Annotated in this window: 16 protein-coding genes and 1 tRNA gene; 8 read left to right on the top strand and 9 right to left on the bottom strand. The window is 65.5% G+C overall.

The window, feature by feature from the left end; all coding sequences use genetic code 11:
• Positions 1–566: 566 nt before the first annotated feature.
• The 4 genes from KIH79_RS11340 (at position 567) to KIH79_RS11325 (ending at position 5,801) form a co-directional block, all read left to right on the top strand.
• Positions 567–1,262, top strand: coding sequence for a LytR/AlgR family response regulator transcription factor (locus KIH79_RS11340; protein WP_219059470.1), 696 nt, complete (start codon positions 567–569; stop codon positions 1,260–1,262).
• Between the two features lie 20 nt (positions 1,263–1,282).
• Positions 1,283–1,960 (top strand): sensor histidine kinase, encoded by a 678-nt coding sequence (locus KIH79_RS11335; protein ID WP_236023822.1) that lies wholly within the window; start codon positions 1,283–1,285, stop codon positions 1,958–1,960.
• Positions 1,961–2,062: 102 nt separating this feature from the next.
• Positions 2,063–3,916: an ABC transporter ATP-binding protein gene (locus KIH79_RS11330; RefSeq protein ID WP_219059469.1), complete on the top strand. Its 1,854-nt coding sequence runs from the start codon at positions 2,063–2,065 to the stop codon at positions 3,914–3,916.
• Positions 3,909–5,801 carry an ABC transporter ATP-binding protein gene (locus tag KIH79_RS11325; RefSeq protein WP_219059468.1) on the top strand — a complete coding sequence of 631 codons (1,893 nt, stop codon included), beginning with the start codon at positions 3,909–3,911 and terminating at the stop codon, positions 5,799–5,801. Before KIH79_RS11330 ends, KIH79_RS11325 begins: the two co-directional genes overlap by 8 nt.
• 12 nt (positions 5,802–5,813) lie before the next feature.
• On the opposite strand, the gene htpX is transcribed toward KIH79_RS11325, so the two are convergent.
• From htpX to KIH79_RS11305, 4 genes are all read right to left on the bottom strand, one after another.
• Positions 5,814–6,767, bottom strand: a complete 954-nt coding sequence (gene htpX, locus KIH79_RS11320; RefSeq protein ID WP_219059473.1) for a zinc metalloprotease HtpX — start codon at positions 6,765–6,767, stop codon at positions 5,814–5,816.
• 218 nt (positions 6,768–6,985) lie between these two features.
• On the bottom strand, positions 6,986–8,446 hold the full coding sequence (locus KIH79_RS11315) for an FAD-dependent oxidoreductase (protein ID WP_219059467.1): 1,461 nt from the start codon (positions 8,444–8,446) through the stop codon (positions 6,986–6,988).
• A 66-nt stretch (positions 8,447–8,512) separates the two neighbouring features.
• A complete protein-coding gene (locus KIH79_RS11310; protein WP_219059466.1) occupies positions 8,513–10,915 on the bottom strand; it encodes a heavy metal translocating P-type ATPase in 2,403 nt (800 codons plus the stop codon).
• Between the two features lie 335 nt (positions 10,916–11,250).
• Positions 11,251–13,287 carry a trypsin-like peptidase domain-containing protein gene (locus tag KIH79_RS11305; protein WP_236023821.1) on the bottom strand — a complete coding sequence of 679 codons (2,037 nt, stop codon included), beginning with the start codon at positions 13,285–13,287 and terminating at the stop codon, positions 11,251–11,253.
• A 202-nt stretch (positions 13,288–13,489) separates the two neighbouring features.
• Between KIH79_RS11305 and tgt the strand changes: the two genes are divergently transcribed.
• On the top strand, positions 13,490–14,791 hold the full coding sequence (gene tgt / locus KIH79_RS11300; RefSeq protein WP_219059465.1) for a tRNA guanosine(34) transglycosylase Tgt: 1,302 nt from the start codon (positions 13,490–13,492) through the stop codon (positions 14,789–14,791).
• A 168-nt stretch (positions 14,792–14,959) separates the two neighbouring features.
• On the opposite strand, the gene KIH79_RS11295 is transcribed toward tgt, so the two are convergent.
• Entirely contained in the window at positions 14,960–16,660 is a 1,701-nt protein-coding gene (locus KIH79_RS11295; RefSeq protein ID WP_219059464.1) for a gamma-glutamyltransferase family protein, read from the bottom strand.
• On the opposite strand from KIH79_RS11295, the gene KIH79_RS13080 reads away from it, so the two are divergent.
• Complete coding sequence (locus KIH79_RS13080) at positions 16,659–16,790, top strand: hypothetical protein (RefSeq protein WP_274607639.1); 132 nt, start codon at positions 16,659–16,661, stop codon at positions 16,788–16,790. The genes KIH79_RS11295 and KIH79_RS13080 overlap by 2 nt on opposite strands.
• A gap of 95 nt (positions 16,791–16,885) precedes the next feature.
• Here KIH79_RS13080 and KIH79_RS11290 read toward each other — a convergent pair.
• Positions 16,886–16,968 (bottom strand) — tRNA-Leu (locus KIH79_RS11290).
• 197 nt (positions 16,969–17,165) lie between these two features.
• Complete coding sequence (locus KIH79_RS11285; protein WP_219059463.1) at positions 17,166–17,531, bottom strand: YccF domain-containing protein; 366 nt, start codon at positions 17,529–17,531, stop codon at positions 17,166–17,168.
• Positions 17,532–17,795: 264 nt separating this feature from the next.
• Between KIH79_RS11285 and KIH79_RS11280 the strand changes: the two genes are divergently transcribed.
• Complete coding sequence (locus KIH79_RS11280) at positions 17,796–19,571, top strand: glycoside hydrolase family 13 protein (protein ID WP_219059462.1); 1,776 nt, start codon at positions 17,796–17,798, stop codon at positions 19,569–19,571.
• 19 nt (positions 19,572–19,590) lie between these two features.
• Here the strand turns inward: KIH79_RS11280 and KIH79_RS11275 are convergent, their stop codons facing one another.
• Positions 19,591–20,280 carry a histidine phosphatase family protein gene (locus tag KIH79_RS11275; protein WP_219059461.1) on the bottom strand — a complete coding sequence of 230 codons (690 nt, stop codon included), beginning with the start codon at positions 20,278–20,280 and terminating at the stop codon, positions 19,591–19,593.
• Between the two features lie 104 nt (positions 20,281–20,384).
• Between KIH79_RS11275 and KIH79_RS11270 the strand changes: the two genes are divergently transcribed.
• Complete coding sequence (locus tag KIH79_RS11270) at positions 20,385–20,789, top strand: DUF4235 domain-containing protein (protein ID WP_236023820.1); 405 nt, start codon at positions 20,385–20,387, stop codon at positions 20,787–20,789.
• Between the two features lie 69 nt (positions 20,790–20,858).
• On the opposite strand, the gene KIH79_RS11265 is transcribed toward KIH79_RS11270, so the two are convergent.
• Positions 20,859–21,110, bottom strand: coding sequence for a hypothetical protein (locus KIH79_RS11265; RefSeq protein ID WP_219059471.1), 252 nt, complete (start codon positions 21,108–21,110; stop codon positions 20,859–20,861).
• Positions 21,111–21,315: the final 205 nt, after the last annotated feature.

Here is a 21,315-nt window from a genome sequence, read left to right as displayed (position 1 = left end):
TCCCATGGGGTCATGTTCCTGCGCAGTTGTTTGGCTATGGGCGTGTTGGTTTTGTCGTATTCCCTCATGGGTTGAGTGTAGCGGGTTGCGCGTGTGGTATCGAAATCGCGCTGCGCGCGATGCTGTGCTTGTTGGCGGCGCACAGCGCCGCGGACGCTCCCCCAGTCAGCCTGCGGCTGACAGCCCCCTCAGCCGAGGGGGCCGAGGCTCCGCCAGCACCGCAATGCGCTGAGCACATGCGGGCGCGGTGGCTGAGCCGCCGCCGGGAACATGGCATTGCACGTGAGCGCAATACCGATGACATCGCGCGGCAGCGCGTGCTGAGATTGCGCTACCGCGCAATCTCACGGCAACACAGCATCACGCGACAGCGTGATCCCGACACCACCAGACAACGCCCATACACACCAAAATGCGAAGAGCCCGTTTCACGTGAAACACATCAGGAAACATCGCGAGCCATCAGACCGCAACCAACAGCAAAACCCGACCAAGGCACCGGCCAAGACCTACTATGGAACCGCAATCACGCCGAGGCAATCAACACGCGGAGAGGAGGACGGCCGATGCCCAGAATCGCGATCTGCGATGACAACGATACGGACGCGGCATACGTACGCACGCTGGTCGAGCGCTGGGCCGCCGCCCGCGCCGTCGAAGCGGCGGTCGAAACGTTCCCGTCGGCCGAGCGGTTCCTCACTCGATACGAGGAGCGCCAGGACTTCGACATCCTCCTGCTCGACGTCGAAATGGGCGCGATGGACGGCGTCGAACTCGCGAAAGCCGTGCGCCGCAACAGCAAAACCGTGCAGATCGTGTTCATCACCGGCTATTCGGACTACATCGCGGAAGGCTACGACGTCGAGGCGCTCCACTATCTCATGAAGCCGGTCGACGAGCGCAAACTGTTCGATGTGCTCGACCGCGCGGTCGTCAAGCTGAGGCAGAACGCGCGCTGCCTGAACCTGCAGTGCGCGGAGGGACTCGTACGCATTCCGCTGTACGACATCCGCTATCTCGACGTACGCCAGAACTACGTGACCGTGCATGCGAGCCGCGACTACACGGTCCGCCGGTCGCTCAGCGAATTCGAGAACGAGCTGAGTCCGGAGTTCTTCCGCACCGGCCGCGGGCTAATCGTCAATCTCAAGCAGATTCGCCGCGTGACGAAACGCGACGTGCTGCTGACCGACGGCACGTCGCTGCCACTGCCGCGCGGCGCGTACGAACCGCTGAACCGCGCGATCATCGAACGAACGTGAGGAGAGGGAACAAGACAATCATGTTCGACCTGTTTCACCGCAAACGCAAGGCCGCGGACCGCGCGCTGGCCGCGTACCAGCGCGAGCTGATCGACACGCACTATCGCGAGGTCGACACGATGTACACGAAAATGCGCATGTGGCGACACGACTACCGCAACCATATCCAAACGCTGAAAGCGTTGGCCGCGAACGGCGACCTGGCCGGCATCCGCGACTATCTCGACAAGCTCGACCACGAGCTGATCGTGCTGGACAGTCCGATCAAATCCGGCAACGCGATGGCCGACGCGATCCTGAGCAGCAAGATGGCGCTGGCCGAATCGCGCGGCATCAATGTGCACGTCGACGCGCATATTCCGATCAAACTGCGCATGTCCGAACTCGACCTGTGCTGCATCCTCGGCAACCTGTTCGACAACGCGATCGAGGCGAACGCCGGCCTGCCGCCGAGCGAACGCATGATCCGCGTGTACATGGACATGAAGGGGTCACAGCTGTACGTGTCGTTCACGAACGCGACGGCCGCGGGCAAGCAGCGCAAGGAGCACGGCCGGTTCCACACCACGAAGCGCGACAAGGACCACGGTTTCGGCCTGCTGCACATCGACGAGATCGTCGAGGCCGCGGGCGGATATCTGAGCCGCAATTCGGAGGACGGCGCGTTCACGACGGAACTGCTGCTGCCGCAGGAGTGACGTGCAGTTCGTCACTGATTTTCGACGATTCGTCACGGATTTCGCCCGACTCGCGCGATCACGGGCTATCACTGGATGGTAGATGAGCGAAAGGAATCAGTGATGACTGAAACGAACGACACCCCCGCCGCACCACCAGAACGCAGGCGCTACTCCATATGGGACAACACCAAGTTCATGCTGCGCCTGGCGCGCGAATCGGTGCCCAGCGTGCCAGTGCTCGCAGTGGTGCTGGCCGCGGCGGCGGCCACGCGCACGACGGTGGAGATGTTCGTCGCCCCGGTGATCCTGCGCCAAATCGAAACACACGCGCCGCTGAACAGCCTGTTGCTGGCGATCGTCGGCTTCACACTGCTGCTGGTGCTGCTGGCGGCCGGCCACGACTTGTGCGAAACGTACACGTCGCTCGGCCGCATCAGCGTGCGCATCCGGCTGCTGGAGAAGATCGGGCTGAAAACCGCAAGCACGTCGTACATCAACACGTTGGACGCGGCGTTCCGCGCGAAGGAACGCAAGTCCACGCAATCATGCTCGGGTAACAACACCGCGAGCGAACAGGTGTGGACCACGTACACCGAACTGCTCACCAACGTCATCGGTTTCGTGATCTACCTGACCGTGCTGTCCGGTTTGAACGGCTGGCTGATCGCGCTCGTACTGGTCACGGCCGTGGCGAGCTACCTGTCCGGCAAGCGCATCAACGAGTGGGGTTATCGTCATCGCGAGGAGGAGCAGACGGCGTTCGGCCGGTTCGACTATCTGCAGAGCGCGGCGAGCGGACGCGACTATGCGAAGGATCTGCGTATCTTCGGCCTGCGTCCGTGGATCGTCGAGCTGCGCGCGGGCGCGATGCGCACGTTGCGCGCGTTTTACGCGCATCGCGAGCGCACGACCGTGTGGGCGAACGTGATCGACGTAGTGCTCACGTTCGCACGCAACGGCATCGCGTACGCGTATCTGATTTGGCTCACGCTCGCGCAGGGACTGCCCGCGTCGCGGTTCCTGCTGTATTTCACGGCGGTCGGCGGGTTCGCGACGTGGATCACCGGCATGCTCGACCAGTGTTCCGAACTGAACCGGGAAAGTCTGGAACTTGCGCAGATTCGCGAGTTTCTCGATTGGCCGGAACCGTACGATTTGGACGGCGGGGAGCGTCTCGCCGCGCGGCCGGGTCACGTGTACGAGCTGCGGTTGGATCACGTGTCGTTCCGATATCCGGGCGCGGACCGCGACACGCTGCACGACGTGGACCTGACGATTCGGCCGGGCGAGAAGATCGCCGTGGTCGGTTTGAACGGGGCCGGCAAGACCACGATGATCAAGCTCCTGTGCGGCTTCCTCGACCCGACCGCGGGTCGCGTCCTGCTGAACGGGCATGACATCCGCGAGTACAACCGGCGCGACTATTACACGCTGTTCGCGGCCGTGTTCCAGGACTTCTCCGTGCTCGACACGACCGTCGCCCAAAACGTCGCCCAACGACTCGACGGCATCGACCGCGACCGCGTGCGCGCCTGCTTGGACGAGGCGGGCTTGACCGAGAAGGTCATGTCCCTGCCCGGCGGCCTGGACGCGCACATCGGACGGCAGATCTACGAGGACGGCGTCGACCTGTCCGGCGGGCAGACGCAGCGGCTCATGCTCGCCCGCGCCCTGTACAAGAACGCGCCGATCCTGCTGCTCGACGAGCCGACCGCCGCACTCGACCCAATCGCCGAGAACGACATCTACGAGCACTACAACCGCATGACCGCGGGCCGCACGAGCGTGTTCATCAGCCACCGGCTCGCCTCCACGCGCTTCTGCGACCGCATCCTGTTCATGACAAACGGGCGCATCAGCGAACAAGGCACCCACGAAACGCTCCTCGCCGCCGGCGGCGACTACGCGCAGCTCTTCAACGTGCAAAGCAAGTACTATCAGGACGACAATCAGAAGGCAGACAGCAATGAGTGACGAAACCGACGAGCAAACCGCATCCCGGCCGCAACCGTGGCGCTACGAACTGCGCGCGATCGGCATCTGGTGGAAGCTCCAACCCAACTGGTTCGTCGCCACCGTGCTGGACGCACTGTGCAAGGCAGCCGCCCCATACGCGACCATCTGGTTCTCCGCGCAGCTCATCAACGAACTGGCCGGCCGACGCGATCCGAACGTCCTGCGTTCGTGGGTGATCCTCATCCTCGCGACCACGGTCTTGCTCGCGCTGGCCAGCGCCGCCTGCCATCACTGGAAGCAGGCGGAGGACGCGATGTCCGAAGTCAACGGCAAGCTGCCGGTCTCCGACAAGCTCATGGATCTCGACTTTCCGATCGCCGACGACCAGCGCACGTATGACACGGTGTCCAGTATCCGCCAAAACGACAATTTCACCGGCCGCGGCCTGACGGAAAGCATGCTGATGCTGAACGACGTGCTGCCGGCCGTCTTCCAGATCGCCGGCGGCGTCGCGCTGTCCGCGTCGCTGTTCACGTCGCCCGTGCCCACGGACGGCGGTTGGCTGACGCTGCTGAACAGCCCGTGGTGCGCGGTGCTGATGGTCGCCGTGCTGCTGGGCGACATCGCACTGTCGTCCGCCTGCTACGAATACGGTGATCATTTCTGGGTCAATTTCGCGGAGGCCGGCCGGTTCGGCAACCGCGTGTTCGGTTTCTTCGGCGCCCTGTTCGCGAACGACAAGCGCGCGATGGACTGCCGCATGTACGGCCAGTTCGAGCGCGTCGCAATCCCGTTCTGGAGGGCGAACAACTCGTTCGACGCGTACTCCCCCGCGATGCGCGGCGTGCTGTGGCCGCTGACGTTGTGGAAGTCGCTGTCCGTGGCGATTTCCACGATGCTGATCGGCTTCGTGTACGCGTTCGTGTGCCTGAAGGCGTGGGGCGGCGCATTCGGCGTGGGTTCGGTCACGCAGTACGTGGGCGCGATCACGACGACGTTCACCGGCTTGTCCGCGCTGCTCAGGTCGATCGGCCGCGTGCGCAACAACGCGCCGTTCCTGAAGACCGTGTTCGATTTTCTTGATACGCCGAACACGATGTATCAGGGTTCGCTCACGACGGAGAAGCGCGCGGACCGGCAGTACGACGTGGAGTTCCGCGACGTGTCGTTCCGTTATCCGAACGCGTCGGCCGGCCAGTGGGCGCTGCGGCACGTGAACCTGAAGTTCAAGGTCGGCTCGCGTCTTGCGGTGGTGGGCGAGAACGGCAGCGGGAAGACCACGTTCATCAAGCTCTTGTGCCGCCTGTACGATCCGACCGAAGGCAAGATTTTGCTGAACGGGATCGATATCCGCAAGTACCGGTACGACGAGTACCTGCGCATCTTCTCGGTCGTCTTCCAGGACTTCCGTCTGCTCGCCCTGCCCTTGGGACAGAACGTGGCGTGCGCGGCCCGCTACGACCGGGAGCTGGCCGACGACTGCCTCGTGAAGGCCGATTTCGGCGACCGGCTCGCCTCCATGCCGCAGGGTTTGGACACGAGCCTGTACAAGGAACTCGACCCGGACGGCGTGCAGGTGTCGGGCGGCGAGGCGCAGAAGATCGCGATCGCGCGCGCCCTGTACCGGGACGCGCCGTTCATCATTTTGGACGAGCCGACCGCCGCGCTGGACCCGATCGCCGAAGCGCAGATCTACGCGAAGTTCGACGAGATCGCCGGCGACAAAACCGCCGTGTACATCAGCCACCGCCTGTCCTCGTGCAAGTTCTGCGACGACATCGCCGTGTTCGACCACGGCAGCATCGTCCAATACGGCACCCACCAGCAACTCGTCAACGAGCCGGCCGGCAAATACCACCAGCTCTGGCACGCCCAAGCCCAGTACTACACCACCAGCAACTAAGCGATTCGGCTTTCAGTAGCGAACTTGCGGCTGCTGGGCGTAGCCGGCGTTCATGCCGATCGACTGGGCGCGCATCTCCTGCGCCATCTGCATCAGACGCGCGATGCGCTGGTCGGTCGGCGGGTGGGTCGAGAACAGCTTCGACAATCCCTCCGCGGAGAACGGGTTCGCGATCATCATCGCCGAAACCGACTGCGTGCCCGCCGTCTGCGGCATCGGATTCGCCTCCGCACCGTACGAGATCTTGTTCAGCGCGGACGCGAGCGCCTCCGGGTCACCGGTCAGGCGCGAACCGTCCTCGTCTGCGTCGAATTCGCGCGTGCGCGAAATCGCCATCTGAATCAGCGACGCGGCGATCGGCGCGAGAATCATGCTCAGCAGCACGCCGACCGCGCCGAGCGCGCCTCCACCGTCGTTGTCGCGGTCGTCGCGCGAACCGCCGCCGAAATACATGAGCGAATAGCCGAGGTACGTGATCACCGTCGCCATTGCGGACGCGATCGCCGACGTGAGAATGTCGTGATTGTACACGTGCATGAGCTCGTGGCCGAGCACGCCGCGAATCTCGCGTTCGTTGAGCATCTGCAGGATGCCCTGCGTGCAGCACACCGCCGCATGACGCTCGTTGCGGCCCGTCGCGAACGCGTTCGGACTCATCGTGGGCGCGATGTAGATGCGCGGCATCGGCTTGCCGGCCTTCGCGCTCAGCTCGCGCACGATGCGATACAGCGCGGGCGCCTCCGCCTCGGACACTTCGCGGGCGTGCATGGACGCGATGGCGAGCTTGTCGGAGAACCAGTAGGAACCGAACGTGGTGGCCAGACCGATGACGATATACAAGCTCAGCGTGCTGCGCTGGCCGCCGGTGGCCCACCAAATGAGCATGATGATGCCCCACATCAACGCGAACAACAGCGTTGTTTTCAGGCCGTTGCAATGGCCGTGCACCCGCAGTTTGCCAGTCATAATGCTCACAGTAAATTCACTGGCTGTACGTTGGCTGGACGGAAGCCGGACGGGAGCGCCCAATCCGCTACGGGCGGAATCGTCGCATGGCCGCCGGATATAACAACAGTGCGGGGCGAGGAACATCATCCTCCGCCCCGCACTGTCGCAGTATGTCAGGCACGACTCGCGCTGCAAGTCGTCACCGGGCCGCCCTCACGCCGGTCGTGCCGGCAGCATCACGCGTGCGCAAGCTGGCGCATCTGCTCCGGATCGATGACCTTCTTGTGCTCGCGGCCTTCCTTCGCGCCTTCCGCGCGCTCGAACGCGTCGACCTTCTTCCAGCCGGCGAAGTCGATCGGCTTGATGCCGCGGCTCTCCAGCAGTCGGTCGATGGACTCCGGATCGCGGTCGGCCGCCACGCGGCCGCCTTCCGCGGCCTTGGCAAGATCCTCGAGCATGTTGGTCACGATCATGAGCGCGTCGGACTTGGTCGAGCCGATCAGGCCGACCGGGCCGCGCTTGGCCCAACCGGTCGCGTACAGGCGTTCACGCACCTCGCCGCCGTCAGCGGCGGTGGTGATGCGGCCGTCGCCGTTCGCGTTGGCCAGATGCGCGCCCTTCTCGTCGTACACGATGCCGGGCGCTTCGGCCGGCTTGTAGCCGATCGCATGGTACACGGCCTCGACCGGGTAGTCGGTGAACTCGCCGGTGCGGTGCATCTTGCCGTCGGCGCCGGTTTCGGTGCGCTCGACGCGGATCGCGGTCACCTTGCCGTCCTCGCCGAGGATTTCGGTCGGCGCGGAGTTGAAGTGGACGTAGTACTTGCGGTCGGCCGGGTTGCCCTCGAAGTCGACGTCGCCGTCGTCCTCCATGTCTTCGGCCATCTCGCGGATCGTGAACAGCTCCTCGACCATCTGGCGGGTGAGCTTGTCCTTGCCGGCCACCTCGATGGTCTCGTCGTCGAGTTCGAAGTCGTCCTCGTTGATGATGAGCTGCACGCCGGGCAGCTTCTCCATCTCGCGCAGCTCCTGCACGCTGAACTTCGCCTGCGCGACGCCGCGGCGGATGAACAGGTGGAGCACCTTCGCCTTGTTGCGCTGGATGCCCTCGTACACGTTGTCCGGAATGTCGGTCTTGGCCTTAAGATCGTCCGCGTTGCGCATGAGCTCGCGGGCCACGTCCATCGCCACGTTGCCGCCGCCGATCACGGCCACGTTCTCGGCCGTCAGCGGCCATTCGCGGGCGCCGGTCGGGTAGCCGTCGTACCACTCGACGAACTTGGCCGCACCGTACACGCCGTCAAGGTCCGCGCCGGGCAGGCCGAGCGGCTTGTCCTTGACCGCGCCGGTGGCGAACAGCACCGCGTCGTAGCGGGCGAGCAGCTCATCGAGCGTCACGTCCTTGCCGAACTCCACGTCGCAGTACAGGTGGATGTCGGGGTTGTCGAGCGTCTTCTCGAGCGCGTCGGCGATGAACTTGATGGACGGGTGGTCGGGGGCCACGCCGTAGCGGACCAGGCCGAACGGCACGGGCAGCTTCTCGAACAGGTCGATGCGGGCCTTGGTGCCGAGGCCGAGCTCCTCGCCCAGCTTCTTGAGCTGGCGAAGGAAAATGTCGGAGGAGTAGACGCCGGCCGGACCGGCGCCGATCACTGCGATGCGCAGTTCGTTTTCGTTGATATTCGAAGATTCAGTCACGCGTTCCAGCCTATCGCAAGCCGCCGAATCGGGGAAGGGTGATTTTCGGCGGCTTGCATGGGCCGGTCAGTTCCGATCGAACAGGGCGGTGAGCGCCCAGAGGATGCTCACCACGTCGATGGCCTCCTGCAGGAACGCGCCGACCACCACCGGAATGAGGTTGAACGCGGCCGCGATCATGCCGATCACTGCGAGACCAAGGCCGAGCAGCACGGCCTGCAGCATCACGCGCTTGGTGCGGCGGGCGATCGCAATGGCCTGTGGCACGGCGGCGATGTCATCGTTCATGATGACCACCTGCGCGGATTCCGACGCGGCCGTAGACGTGCCGTCGGTCATGGCCACGCCGATGTCCGCCGCGGCCAGCACCGGGGCATCGTTCACGCCGTCGCCCACCATCATGGTGACCGTACGCCCGCCCGCCGAAGCGTCGTTTGCGGAACTGTCGGTCGCGGAACCGTTGGTCGCATCCTTCACCGCCGCGACCTTGTCCTCCGGGAACAGTTCGGCATGCACTTCGTCGATGCCCACTTCGCGCGCGATGATCTCGGCCGAAGCACGCTTGTCGCCGGTGAGCATGGTGAGTTTGGATACTCCCAGCCCGTGCAGGGCGGCGAGCGCAGACTTGGCGTTCGCGCGCGGCACGTCACGCAGCACGATGCGCGCGATCAGCCGGCCGTCGATCGACACATACGACGCCATTTCGTCCGGCGCCAGCATGCCGAACCGCGCGCGCGTGGCCTCCTGCGATGCAGCGGCAACGACCACCGACTGGAATCCGTCGTCACGCGCGTCCGCGAACGACAGCCGCCCGACGCGCACCGCATGCCCGTTCACCGTTCCGGACACACCGCGCCCCGACTCCTCACGCACGTCCTTCACCACCGGCAAATCCGCACCATGTCCAAGCCCGAGCGCCCGGCTGGCCGCGGCATCATCGCACTCCCGCTGTCCGTCGGCGAATCGCGCGCGCAGTCTCACCGCAGCGGCGGCCCCGGCCTTCGCGATGCCGCGCGAAAGAATATGCACCGAATATCCTTCCACCACGCCGGCCATCATGAGCACATGGTCTTCGTCCAGTCGCGTCTCAACCCCCGGCAGCATCTCCACGCGCACGACCTGCGGCTGCTTGACGGTCAGCGTGCCGGTTTTGTCGAAGAACACGTGCGTGACCTGCCCGAGCCGTTCGAGCACGTCCTGCGTTTTGATGAGCACGCCTGCCGCCGCCAGCCGCCCGGTTCCGGCGATGTACGCGACCGGCGCGGCGATGAGCAGCGGGCACGGCGTCGCGAGCACGAGCACCTGCGCGAATCGCGTCGGCACGCCGGACACGGCCCACGCAACGCCGGCGATGATCAGCGACAGCACGGTGAACGGCACGGCGAGCCGGTCGGCCGTGCGCACGACGGCCGGGCGCGACTCCTGCGCGGACGTCACGAGCGAGAGGATGCGCTGATACTGCGAGTCGGCGGCGCGTTTGGTCACGCGCATGGTGAGCGCGGTCGCGCCGTTGACTGCGCCGGACATGACGCGGGCGCCCGCGAACACTTCGCGCGGCACGGGTTCGCCGTTGATGGCGCTCAGGTCGAGCGTGGCCGCGACGGACATGAGTTCGCCGTCGACCGGCACGGTTTCACCGGGCAGTACGACGATCACGTCGCCGATACGCACGCCGTCGACCGGCACGGTGTCGAACCGGGAGGCGGCGACGGCGCGACGACGGCGGGAGATCGCGTCGGCGACCGCGTCGCAGTCATCGGCGGACCGGCCGATGAGCGCGCATACGTCGCTGCCCGGATCGGCCGCCAGCACCGGACGGAAACCGTCCTCTTTCGCCGGCGCGACGTTGCGGGCGCGGGTCGCCGCAACGGATGCGCCATGGCCGGAACCCGCGCCGGCGCGCGCATCGCGCTCATCGTGTGCGGTATCGGGCTGCTCGCCATCGCCACGTTTCACGCCCGGCAGCACGACCACGTGCGCGGTTCGCGGCGCAGCCTGCAGCAGCGTGTTCAGGCTGTGTTCGGCTTTGGCCTGCGCGTACTCCTCGATCGCCTCGCCGGACGAGATCATGAGCATGACGGCCCAGCTCGCCCAGTATTCGCGCACCGCGACGGTCGACAGGATCGCGACGACGGCCAGCAGGTCGACGCCGATCTGGCCGTGGCGAATGTCGTCGATCATGCCGCGCACGGTGTCGAAGACGACGATCAGCACCAGCGCGATGATCAGCCACTGGCCCACGCCGGGGTCGCCCAGCAGCGGCAAGTTCACGGGATCGGCCGTCGGGATCCCGGCCCCGCCGACTGCCGTTCCAGCGCCGAAACCGATTGCACCGCCGGTCTCAAACCATGGCCGCCACTCCCCCAGCAACGCCAGCGGCACGGCCGACACGACCACCACGGGCAGCATCGGCACGAGCCGGCAGATGCGGAGGACGGATTTGAAGAATCTGATGATGATACCGCTCATCATTGCTCCTTACGCTCGCATACGGGCCGATCGTGGCGGCGGTGCGAACGCGGGTATGCAGTCGCGTGACCGGCCTTGATCGGCGGTTCGTTCACGCCTTGTTAACCCACCGGCGGCTTTGCCCGGCAGTCCGCTGAACGCGGGACCGCCTCGCGCACCCTTCCGATACACGGCGTAAAGATGACATATTTAGTTGTTCGGTTTCATCATGCCCGAGGCCGGCGACTTCGCTCGGCCCGACTTGTGATCGCCGCCCATACGAAAAACGGCCGCACCCCAACAGGACCGTTACGATCCTACTGAGTTGCGGCCGTTGGGGTGTCAGCCCCTGCGGTTTACCACATGCCGAACGGATCGGTCAGGCCGCCGTTGTCACCGGTGCCGCCGTCGCTGTTGCCGTTCGAGTTGCCGTCGGAGCCGTTGCCGTATCCGTAGCCGTTCGAACCGTTGCCGTTCTGGTTGTTCTGGTTGTTGCCGTTCGAGTTGCCGTTGCTGTTGCCGTTCGACGAGCTGGACGAGCCGTTCACCGCGGACTCCTCCTGATCGAGCGTCACTTCGACTTCCATGGTCTTGCCGTTGCGCACGATGGTCAGCGTGGCCTTGTCGCCAAGCGCCGCGGCGCGCACGTAGCCGAGCAGCGCGTAGTGGCTGTTGACCGCGTTGCCGTTGAACGCGACGATCGTGTCACCGGACTTCAGGCCGGCCTTGTCGGCGGGGCTGCCGGAGACGACCGCGGAACCGGACGTGCCTGCAGTGATCTTCGCGCCGGAACGGGTCACGCCGTCGGCGGTGGCCGTGTCGGTGGTGACGGTGATGCCGAGCGCGACGTGCTTGACGGAGCCGCTCTTGATGATTTCGCTGGCGACGCGCTTGACGAGGTTCGCCGGGATCGCGAAGCCGATGCCGATCGAGCCGGCCGACTCGGACGAGCTTGCGGTGGACGCGATGGACGAGTTGATGCCGATCACCTGGCCGGCGCCGTTGAACGTCGGGCCGCCGGAGTTGCCCGGGTTGATGGCCGCGTCGATCTGGACCGCGTTGGTGAAGATCTCGTTGTTGTTGTCGTCGGTCACGGTCACCGGGCGGTTGAGCGCGGAGACGATGCCGGTGGTGGCGGTGTCGTCGTAGCCGAGCGGGTTGCCGATGGCCATGACGGCCTCGCCGACGGCGAGCTCGTCGGAGTCGGCGAACGTGACGGCCTTGAGGTCGCTCGGCGGGTTCTGCAGCTTGATGACCGCGAGGTCGGTGGTCGTGTCGGTGCCGACGAGCGTGGCGTTGTACATGTTGCCGTTGGCGAGCGTGACTTCGATCGACTGGGCGCCGGAGATCACGTGGTTGTTGGTCACGATGTGGCCTTCGGTGTCGAGGATCGCGCCGGAGCCCTTGGCGGTGCCGTTGGACAGCGTGGTCTGGATGGACACCACGGAATCGGACACGTCGGAGGCGACGGACTTCCAGTCGACGGCCTCGCCGCTCTTGGTGGTGGCGGAACCGGAGCCGGACTTGTTGGAGCTCACGTTGGACAGCGAGCTGCTGGTCGGCACGGTCACCCAACCGTAGGTGATGGCGCTCCAGCCGACGCCGAGGCACAGCGCGGCGGACACCAGCGCGGCAACGACCGCGACGATCACGCCGTTGGCCGTCTTGGCGCCGGACTTGCCGGCCGGCTGTCCCGGCTGGCCGGGCTGATTCGGCTGACCGTTCTGGCCAAACGGCGGCATCGGCGGATATCCACCGTTGTTCTGCGGCTGCTGCGGCTGCTGGCCGGCAAGGAACGGGTTGCCGTACGGATTGCGGTTGGCGCCGTTCTGCTGACCCTGCGGCTGCGGGTTCGGCTGGCCCTGCTGGCCGAACGGGTTGCCCTGGCCGAACAGTCCGCCGAACGGCTGCGTCGGCTGGGACTGCGGGTTCGGCTGGCCCTGCGGCTGGGCAGTGCCGGCACCTGCCGCCGGCTGGGTCGGGGTCGGACCGTACGCGCCGTATTCCGGCGCCGGGCGGTACGGGCCCGAAGCGCTTTCGGACGCCGGCTGGCTCTGCGGGGCCGCACCGGCCGAGCCTGTCGAGCCGTTGCCTTCGTTGGAGACGACGGTGGTCTCGCCGGCGGCGGCCGCGTAGTTCGGCGTATCGTTCACGTGGGAGTCGGCGGTTTCGCCATATGCACCGGCCGCAGTCGAAGCGGAGGCCGGAGCCGGCGGCATCTGCACAGTCGGCTGCTCGCCGCGGTCCGGGGTGGTCGGCAACGCCACGGTGGGCTGCTCGTTGGTTTCGTTGCTGTTGTTGGAAGTGGAAGTCGTGTCGTTCGCGCCGTCGGCATTCTGCGGCTGCGCGTTCTGGTCGCCGCTGGCGTACCAGTTGTTGTTCTCTTCAGCCATTGCTGCTCCTTAGGTTGTTGCCGGGTTCCGTCTGCCCCTTGTGGCCGGCCCGGTGAACTGCTACCTAAGAGTAAAGATACTTGCTCTGGAAGTTTCCTGAATGTTTGTTGGAAGGAATAATCGAATTGTCTTTCGATTCTCGCAACGGCATCCAGCATCATCCGGTTGAGCTTCCTACCGGACTTCGCCTAGAGTGAAGCATATGACGAGTCTTTTGGATCATCCGCGCGGCGCCGAGCCCGGCAAGCCCGGCGATCGCAGCGCGTTCAGCTTTGAAACCATCACCCGCCTGCCCGATGCAGCGAGCGGCTTGGGCCGCGACGGCGCACGCTACGGCCGCACCGGCATTCTGCACACGCCTCACGGCGACATCCATACACCCGCGTTCGTGCCGGTCGCCACACAGGCCGCGATGAAGGCCGTGCTGCCGGAGACGATGCGGGCGGGGGGCGCGCAGTGCATGCTGTCGAACGCCTTCCACCTGTACGAGCGACCCGGCGAGGACGTGCTCGACGCCGCGGGCGGCCTGGCGAAGTTCATGAACTGGGACGGCCCGACGTTCACCGATTCGGGCGGCTTCCAAGTGCTCTCGCTTGGCGCCGGCTTCAAGAAGACGCTCGCGATGGACGTGACCGGCATGAAGTCGGACGATGTGATCGCGGACGGCAAGGAGCGCCTCGCGTTCGTGGACGAGGACGGCGTGACGTTCAAGTCGCCGCTCAACGGCTCGCTGCACCGGTTCTCCGCCGAGATTTCGATGGGCATCCAGCACAAGATCGGCGCGGACATCATGTTCGCGTTCGACGAGCTGACCACGCTCATGAACACGCGCCGATATCAGGAGCAGTCGGTCGAGCGCACGTACCGCTGGGCGCAGCGCTGCGTCGCAGAGCACGAGCGGCTGACTGCAGAACGTCTCGGCAAACCGTATCAGGCGCTGTACGGCGTGGTGCAGGGCGCGAACTACGAAGACCTGCGCCGACATGCGGCCGAGCAGATCGCCTCGCTGGACTTCGACGGCGTGGGCATCGGCGGCGCGATCGAGAAGCGCATCATCGGCGACACGTGCGCGTGGATCTGCGACGCGATGCCGGAAAGCCGCCCGCGCCACGTGCTCGGCATCGCCGCGGTGGACGACATCTTCGCGTGCGTGGAGAACGGCGGCGACACGTTCGATTGCGTGGCGCCGGCCCGCTGCGGACGCAACGGCGCGATCTTCACGCGCGACGGGCGATACAACGTCAAGCGCGCCGAATTCAAATTCGATTTCGGCCCGCTCGAGGAGGGCTGCGACTGCTACACCTGCACGCATTACTCGAAGGCGTACGTCGATCATCTGCTGCGCGCCCGCGAGTTCAACGGGTTCACGCTGGCGACGATCCACAACGAGCATTTCTTCATCAAGCTGCTCGACGACATCCGCGCGTCGATCGACGGCGGTTATTTCGACGAGTTCCGCGACGAAACGCTCGCCCGCTTCTACGCGCACGGCTCGCGCGGCTGAGATCGCGCGGCTGAGATCGCACGACCGCCGCAGCACGCGACGGTCCCGCGACCGATGGTGATCGGGATCGTCGCGCAGCTAGTCCCGCGCGGCAGTCCGCAAGATGCTGCCGTGCGGGACTACGGATAGGACCGCGACGGAACCGTAGTCACGGAATCACCGGACGCGTTACAGACAGGCGATGTTGCTGTCGGTGCGCGATTCCGTGCCGCCGACCAGCGAGCGGCCGCCCCAGCCTGAGCCGGCCGCGTCGCCCGCTGCACGGTCCGCCGTGCCGTCCCAGTCGCCGACGCGCATGATCATCTGCCCGCGGCCGAAATCGGCCGTTTCGAGGCTCATGCTCATCTCGTGCCCGCGCCGTGCCAGCTCCCGCGCGATCGCGGCGTCGAACCGCGTCTCCACGCGCGTCGCGTTGCCGCGATCCCACCGCCAGCGCGGCGCGTCGAGCGCCTGCTGCGGGTCCATGCCGAAGTCGATCGCGTTCATCGCAACCTGCACGTGACCCTGCGGTTGCATGTACGCGCCCATCACGCCGAACGGTCCGACCGGCCGGCCGTCGCGCATCAGGAATCCCGGAATGATCGTGTGATACGTGCGCTTGCCCGGCTTGAGAGCGTTCGCAAGCGACGGGTCGAGCGCAAAGTCAGCGCCGCGGTTCTGCACCGCTATGCCGGTGCCGGGCACGACGATCCCCGACCCGAATCCCATGTAGTTCGACTGGATGTACGAGACCATGTTGCCTTCGCAGTCCGCGCAGCACAGGTACACGGTGCCGGACGTCGACGGCGTGCGCGTCGTGCGCACCTGAGCCGTCTCGCCGATCAACCGCGCCTTCTCCTCGCCGTATTCGGGCGCAAGATAACGCGCGTAGTCAACGCTCGTGTCGTCCGGATCGGTGACCACGTCGAACGCGTCCGCGAACGCGAGCTTGATCGCCTCGATCTGCCGGTGGTACGTGAGCGCGCGGTCCGTGCCGGCGATGTCGAAGTTGCGCAGGATGTTGAGCGCCATGAGCGCGACGATGCCTTGCCCGTTCGGCGGAATCTCGCACACCTGCCAGCCGTCGCGGTAGTCGAGCCGCATCGGGTCGACCCAGCGCGGGGCGTACGCGGCCAGATCGTCGTAGCGCAGGTAGCCGCCGGACGCACGGCTCGCCGCGTCAATCGCGCGCGCCAGATCGCCTTCGTAGAACGAGCGCGCGTTCGTCGCGCCGATCTCGGCCAGCGAGTCGGCGTGATCCGGCAGCGTGACGACGTCGCCCGCGCGCGGCGTGCGCCGATCGTCGCCTCGTGTAAACGTGCTGAACCAGTCGTCGAACCGACCGCCAACGTTCTCCCGACGATACGCGTCGGCCGAACGTTTCCACCAGTACGCGAGGTTCGGGTTTGCGGCGTAGCCGTTGCGCGCGTAGTCGACGGCCGGCGCAAGATCGTCGGACAGCGTGAGCCGGCCGTTGCGCGCGTTGAGCGCGGCCCACGCGGCGGGCGCGCCCGGCACGGTGACCGGGGTCCAACCGAAGCGCGGCATGCGGCCGCCCGCGGTTGCGTTGCCGTCCGCGAACACCCGGTCGATGGAGATACCCTGCGGTGCCGGGCCGCTTGAGTTGAGACCGATCAGACGCTGTTCGCGAGCGCTCCACGCGATGCAGAACGCGTCCGATCCGAGGCCGTTGGACGTGGGTTCGACGACGGTGAGCGCGGCAGCGGCGGCGACCGCGGCGTCGAACGCGTTGCCGCCTTTGAGGATGGCCTGCAGGCCGGCGGCCGACGCCTGCGGTTCGGAGCAGTTGACCATGGCCCGGTTCGCGTAGATGGGGTAGCGCTGTGACGGATACCGCTGGGCGAGCGGGTCGAAATGCACGGTTGTCATGCGTCCATTATCGCGCCGATGCCGCGCGTATCGCGTCGATGCCGGCACGCGCCTCGCCCGCGACGGCATCCTGCTGAGCACCCTCTCCTCCCCCGTGTTCATCTTCGTCATCGCCGCGCTGCTGGGATGAACGGCTCTGCGCCCGAACCCCCGGACGCGGGCTTGAGCGAAAAACAGAAAATCCCGGAAGGTTGGAATTCCAACCTTCCGGGATTTTGTTCTGCGTGCGAGTGGGGGGAGTTGAACCCCCACGAGCATACACTCACTGCCACCTGAAGACAGCGCGTCTACCATTCCGCCACACTCGCAGACAATCGACTAAGATACACCCACATCGCCGTCCGCGCAATCCTCGGCGTGTCGCGCCATTTTGCAACGAAAATCGCGCCCACCGCGCCAATATACAAAGCCGATGCGCAAAGCAGATGCGCGCATTATCGCCGTACCGCAACGCAGTCGATCCGGCAACGCAGCCGGCCCAGCGAGTGCAGCCGCATGACCGCCATCACAACGACACGATATCCGCACCGAACGGCCACAGCGCGAGTTTGGCCATCTTGAACGACTGGATGCCGAACGGAATGCCGATGATCGTCAGGCAGTTGAGCAGACCGGCGCCCACATACCCGAGCGCCATCCACACGCCGACGACCACCACCCACACGATGTTCGCCAACGTGGAGCCGACGCCGCCCCGGTACACCACGGTCTTGCCGAACGGAGTGAGCGTGAGCTCGGCCATTTTGAACGCCTGGATGCCCAGCGGAATGCCGATGATGCTCACGCACAGCACCAGCCCGACGATCGCCCATCCCAGCGACAGGAACAATCCGCCAAGAATCAGCCACAGAATATTGCCTAAAAGTCTCATGTCTTCATACTGCCATGCCACCGCAGGCGCAACGGTCAGGGGAACCACTGATTTTCCCCTGAGTCAAGAAGGATCCGGCGATGCCGAACGCATCGGTTCCACCAATGGAGCCCCCATCAAGAAAGGGCCGGCAGCACGCATCGCATCCCAGACCTCCACCCCCGGTTAATTCGTTATGCTATCGTTTGCATCAGCGGTGCCCATACGCGTCCATCCCGCACGGCCCGACGCGCCCCGGCACACAGCGGACGGAAGGAGTCTCCAATGACGGCGAACAACGCACGCGACGACTGGTGGAAGCAGGCGGTCGTCTACCAGATCTATCCGCGCAGCTTCAAGGACGTGAACGGCGACGGCCTCGGCGACATCGCCGGCGTCACCGAGAAAATGCCGTATCTCAAGGCGCTCGGCGTCGACGCGATCTGGCTGAGCCCGTTCTATCCGTCCGATCTGGCCGACGGCGGCTACGACGTGATCGACTATCGCAACGTCGACCCGCGTCTCGGCACGATGGACGACTTCGACCGGATGGCCGCGGCCGCGCGCGAGGCCGGCATCAAAATCATCGTCGACATCGTGCCGAACCATACGTCGAACAAGCACGCGCTGTTCCAAGCCGCCCTCGCCGCCGCGCCCGGCTCCCCCGAACGCGACCGCTACATCTTCCGCGAGGGCCGCGGCGAGCACGGGGAACTGCCGCCGAACGACTGGCAGGCCATGTTCGGCGGCCCCGCGTGGGAGCGCGTGCCGGACGGCCAGTGGTACCTGCACATCTTCACCAAGGAGCAGCCGGACGTCAACTGGAACAATCCGGACATCCACGCGGAGTTCATCAAAACGCTGCGCTTCTGGTCCGACCACGGCGCGGACGGTTTCCGCATCGACGTGGCGCACGGCCTCGCCAAGGATCTCGACAGCGTTCCGCTCGCCGACCAGCCGGCCGACAGCATCCAGCAGGGCCTGTGCCACGATGGCACGAGCCCGCTGTGGGACCGCCCGGAGGTGCACGACATCTACCGCGAGTGGCGCAAGGTGTTCAACGAGTACGATCCGCCGCGTTTCGCGGTCGGCGAGGCATGGGTGGTGCCCGAGCACCAGCATTTGTACGCGAGCACCGACGAGCTCGGTCAGGTGTTCAATTTCGAGTTCGCGAAGGCGAACTGGGATGCGTCCGAGATGCGCGCGGCGATCGCGGAAGGCCTTGATGCGGCGGCCGAGACGGGTGATTCGACGACCACGTGGGTGATGAACAACCATGATGTGCCGCGCAGTCCGTCGCGCTACGGCCTGCCGCAGGTGACGCGCGCGCCGTATCACCAACTGGCGCACGATTGGCTGTTGCGTAACGGCGGCACGTACGAGGAGGACCGCGAGCTGGGCGCGCGTCGCGCCCGTGCCGCGGTGCTCATGGAAATGGGCCTGCCGGGTTCGGTGTACGTGTATCAGGGCGAGGAACTGGGTCTGCCGGAGGTCGCGGACATCCCGTGGAACCGTCTCGAAGATCCGACGCCGTTCAACACGCTGCGCAATTTCACCGACAAGGGCCGCGACGGCTGCCGCGTGCCGCTGCCGTGGGATTCGACGGACGTGCCGGCCGTGGCGAACTGGTCGCCCGCACCGGAGGCCGGGCACGCGTTCGGCACGGGCGCCTCGTTCGGCTTCTCGCCGGCCACGTGTCCGGACGGATCGCATGCGGCCGATCCGCACCTGCCGCAGCCGCTGTGGTACAAGGAGTACGCCGCGGACGCCGAGGAACGCGACCCCGAGTCGATGCTGCATCTGTACCGTCGCGTATTGTCGCTGCGCGCCGGATTGCTGACGGCCACGGGTGACACGTCGACGTTCGATTGGCTGGATTTGGGCGACGACGTGATCGCCTACCGCCGTCCGAGCACGGACGATGACGGGCGCGCGTTCGTATCCGTCACGAATTTCAGCGCGGACGCGATCGCGTTGCCTGCCGGCGAGCCGGTGCTGGCGTCGGTGCCGCTGGTCGACGGCCTGCTGCCGCAGGACGCGTCCGTCTGGCTGCTGCAGTGACCGCGATTCGGCACATACGTCAGCAGTTCCAGCGTTCGATCACGCGATCGCCCTTGTAGACGGACAGGATCGAATAGTGCGCGGTGTCAAGCCGCAGCAGACGCGCGAACTGGGGCTCCACACCGAGCCAACGGGACGTCAGGATGCGCAGGACGTGCGCGTGCGCGACGAACAGCACGTTGCGGCCGTCTTCCATCAGCGGCAGCGCCTGATCGATGGCCAGCTGCACACGCTCATACACGTCCTGCAGCGATTCCCCGGCTCCGTTGTGCACGGTGATCCGCTCGCCGTTCGGCAGCGTCTCCTCCCATTCGCCTTCCATGGACGGGTCGAGCGCGTCCGGGCCGTCGCGCCACACGTCCCACGATCCGCCGTGCATCTGCGCCACGGTCTGTCTGGTACGGCCTTCCGCGCGACCGTAATCCCATTCGGCCAGCGCGGGCAGCGTGTGCGGATGGAATCCGGCGATGCGGGCGGTTTGCTGCGCACGTTTGAGCGGGCTGGCGAACATGCAATCGTCGTCAAACCCTTCCGGGAATAGGCTGCGAATGCGTTTGCCGGCGTCCAGCGCCTGTTCTTCTCCCGCTGCCGTCAGAGGAATGTCGGTGCGTCCCGTGTGCTGTCCCGAAACGCTCCACGCGGTCTCTCCGTGCCGCAGCAGTACTAATCGTCCGGTTGCGGCCGCCTTGCCACTGTTCGTTTGACTCATATGGCCCACTCTACTCACGCCGTCCGGTTTTCGCATCGGTTTGCCTTGTTTTTGCGGCGGGTTCCGCGGGGCCTGCGTCGCTACCTCGCCAAATAATGTTGAGCATGACCGATGTCCAGGCAGAGTCGAGCGCCGATCAGATCATCGCCGTGTTCGACCAGATCAATGAAAAGGTGGATGCCATGCGCGCGAAGCGGATCAACGATCCCGACTCCCTTGGCGACAAGTTCCTGAAGTTCGCTCTGCCGTCCGTCGCCGGCTTCATCGCCGGCAAATTGTTCACGTTGGCGTGGAACCATAGTCTGGGCCGCAATCGCAAGGCCGCGGCGCCGACCGGGGCCGCCGACGCCGGTTCGCTTGGAGACGGCGTGGTCGACGAGAAGGAAAGCCTGATGATGAGCGTGCTGTTTTCCGCGCTGTCGTCGGCGGTCGGTGCTGCCGTATCGCAGTTGTCCGATCGCGGATCGCAGGCGATCGTCGATCGTCGTCACCGTCGCAGGAACCGCTGACGCTCGTTTCAGCGACGACTGACGGTTGTTTACGGCAGGATGCACCGGATTCATGCGGACGCGAGGGGGCTATCGGCGACGCGGCTTGTAGCCTTTCTTGCGTGAGTGCGGCTTAAGCTGCTGGTTCAGCGGCACCGCACGATAACTGTCACGCGGATCGCGATGCGTCAGATGCCATGAACCGCAGTATTCGCAACGATATACCCATAGTTCGGCGCCGCGCTCGCGCAGGCTCTGGTCGGCGGCCTGCTGCGCCTGCGCCCTGTCGTGATACATGATTTTGTTGGATTCGGTGCAACGCTTGGGGACGAAGTAGTGCATGGTGTAATCGTAATGCAAACGTATTGAATTGACGCGGATGCGGTGACAGACCGCGAGGTGGATGCGGTTTGACGATGCTGGTGGATATGGGAGGGGCCCCGGGAGCGTGTGCTCGACCGGGGCCTCTTGTCAAGTTGGATGCGGCGGTGTGCTACTCTCCCACACTCTATCGGGTGCAGTACCATTGCCGTGCCAGGCCTTAGCT

Source organism: Bifidobacterium miconis (genome assembly GCF_019331735.1).
GTDB classification, from domain to species: domain Bacteria; phylum Actinomycetota; class Actinomycetes; order Actinomycetales; family Bifidobacteriaceae; genus Bifidobacterium; species Bifidobacterium miconis.
The sequence above is the reverse complement of the archived record's forward strand: the minus strand, read 5'-3'. Positions and strand labels throughout refer to the sequence as shown.